Origin of the sequence: Sporocytophaga sp. (genome assembly GCF_017745095.1) — a bacterium.
Lineage (GTDB): Bacteria > Bacteroidota > Bacteroidia > Cytophagales > Cytophagaceae > Sporocytophaga.
Window position 1 is genome coordinate 1 of record NZ_JAGHZZ010000025.1, and the last position, 2,203, is coordinate 2,203.

Genomic DNA, 2,203 nt, shown 5'->3' on the forward strand with positions numbered 1-2,203 from the left:
GTTATCAAATATTTCACTCAGAGTGGTTGATATCTGGTAGTTTTTCAGGAAGTCTACAAATGGAACGGGTGGAATAAAAGAAATAAATATACTCGACGAATATTCAAAGACTTATCCTTTTCTGAAAGAAAACGCTTTGATTGTTTCTCTTTATCTTCATAATTACTGTTATGTTTCAATTATTAGCTTTCAGAAAGAAGATCGCACTGAAGGAATGAAATATCTAAAGAAAGCACAAGAGATTCTGAAGTCAAATAATAAAAATTTAAGACCTGACAATAACATTATAGGGAATATGTACGCAGCGGCTGCAGAGAGTTATTTGCATAAAAACGAAAGCATGACCAAGGAACTTACAAACAAAGGTCTCGAATATTCCCCTGACAATAGTTTTTTACTTAAAATGAAAAGGGCTCTTGAGTAAACTGGGATTTTTGGGGTTAGTCTATCAATTATAAAGAAGGAAGTAATAAAAGTTCAAAGACCACTAAGAAATCAATGTTAGTGCCAACTAAACTAAGAACAGGAGCAATTAAGAAAATACAATGATAAAATTTATTGAATCAAAAAGGCTGGATTACTTTTTATTTCCAGCTTTAATATTAACCAAATTAATAAGTTTACTAGACATTCCTTTTAAACAGATTCCTCTTGCAATTATATTCTTAATTTACTTTATACTTTATACCATCAGAATTTTTACTGCATTTCATAACTGGAAGATCAGCAAAGGAGTTTCTTTCATCAATGCCTACCTGAGCTTTCAGATCCTTAACTCTCTCATGGCAATTGCATATGTGTTTTTAAACTGGCCTGGGAAATTCATTATAACATATAATGCAATAATGAGTCCTCAATATTTTATTGCCATAATTGGGTTTGTTTTAATTATAAGTTTCAATTCGACAAACTGGGCTCTGTATTGGTCCTATCTGAAGTTTAACATCCTTAAAGCTGCTCTTGGGATTGCGATTTGTTTAATCATGTTCTATACTTTAGATATGCCTTCTAAACTAGATCCTTACCCTCCTAGTAAAAGATTGATAAGTTTACCTTAATGATTATTTAAGATCCAAGCAACTGAAAACGAGAAATGACCAAACATCATGGATTAATAAAATAAAGAGAACATTTTTTAATATTAATTCTATGTGTATCGGGAATAAGTTGTCCACCAAAATGAATATTCTATTAACCACACTCCTTTTAGCATTCTCACTTTCCTTTACCTCTGCTTTCGGCAACAATCATCAAGACACTGCATATATTGACAACAATGGTACAATCCATGCAAGGATTAATTCCACTATTGATTCTATAGCCATTGAAAGATTTATTAATAACACTTGGATAGTTGATACTATTATTGATATAACTATCAGCAGAGAATTCACTTACATACCTATATATATTTCAGGTATAAATAAGTTTAGATTACGGGGACTAAATACAAATTATTTATACAAGGATATTCTGAAATTTAGGAATGGACCATCATTAGGCTATGGACCAATAATGTGCGTCAATAGTTTCAAATTACCTGATATATATAAATACAGGCTAATGGATTCTGAAGGCAGAATTTTAAAAACCGGCATATCTGACTCAGTAGACTTACGTGGCTTAAAAATGGGTATCTATTATTTGGAATATGACAACATAACAAAAAAGTTTTTGAAAAAAGATAAGTAAATTGAAGCTCACTTTATAGAACCAAAGAAAAATAAAACTGATAGAGAAAACAAGAATATTAAAAACGAATCAAACTAAACATGAAAACAATTACTGCAATACTATTACTGCTAACTACTCTGACAGTTTCTGGCCAGATACTAGGACAACAACCAGAAAAACCCACACTTAATGTGACAGGTTCAGCAAGGGTGATTGTAAAACCCGACCTTGGAGTTTTAAATATTTCCGTATCCGAGATAAAGCCTAAAATGAATGATGCCATTAAAGCTCTTGGAGAAAAATCTAATCACTACAATGACCTTTTGAAAAAACTTGGCTTTAATGAAAAAGACATAAAAACTACAAGCTTTTCTGTTTCTCAAAACAGAATTTATCGCAATAACGAATATACAGATAGCGGATATGTAGCTTTTCAAAACATAAGACTTGAGTTTACATATAGTCAACAAATACTTCAAAAAATTGTAGGTGAATTCTCTAAAAGCGAAAAACCGATAAACTTCAGTTT

The 2,203-nt window shown here is 31.2% G+C and carries 4 protein-coding genes; all 4 read left to right on the forward strand.

Annotated features, from left to right (window positions below):
* Positions 1-214: 214 nt before the first annotated feature.
* Entirely contained in the window at positions 215-424 is a 210-nt protein-coding gene (locus tag J7604_RS23110) for a hypothetical protein (protein WP_293901598.1), read from the forward strand.
* Between the two features lie 121 nt (positions 425-545).
* Positions 546-1,058 (forward strand): hypothetical protein, encoded by a 513-nt coding sequence (locus tag J7604_RS23115; protein WP_293901601.1) that lies wholly within the window; start codon positions 546-548, stop codon positions 1,056-1,058.
* A gap of 91 nt (positions 1,059-1,149) precedes the next feature.
* On the forward strand, positions 1,150-1,692 hold the full coding sequence (locus J7604_RS23120; RefSeq protein WP_293901603.1) for a hypothetical protein: 543 nt from the start codon (positions 1,150-1,152) through the stop codon (positions 1,690-1,692).
* 80 nt (positions 1,693-1,772) lie between these two features.
* The coding region (locus tag J7604_RS23125; protein ID WP_293901605.1) for an SIMPL domain-containing protein at positions 1,773-2,203 on the forward strand (431 nt) is incomplete at its 3' end.

Bases quoted from the DNA above. Each gene is read 5' to 3' on its own strand.
- J7604_RS23110 (WP_293901598.1), top strand. From the start codon at position 215: ATGAAATATCTAAAGAAAGCACAAGAGATTCTGAAGTCAAATAATAAA.
- J7604_RS23115 (WP_293901601.1), top strand. From the start codon at position 546: ATGATAAAATTTATTGAATCAAAAAGGCTGGATTACTTTTTATTTCCA.
- J7604_RS23120 (WP_293901603.1), top strand. From the start codon at position 1,150: ATGTGTATCGGGAATAAGTTGTCCACCAAAATGAATATTCTATTAACC.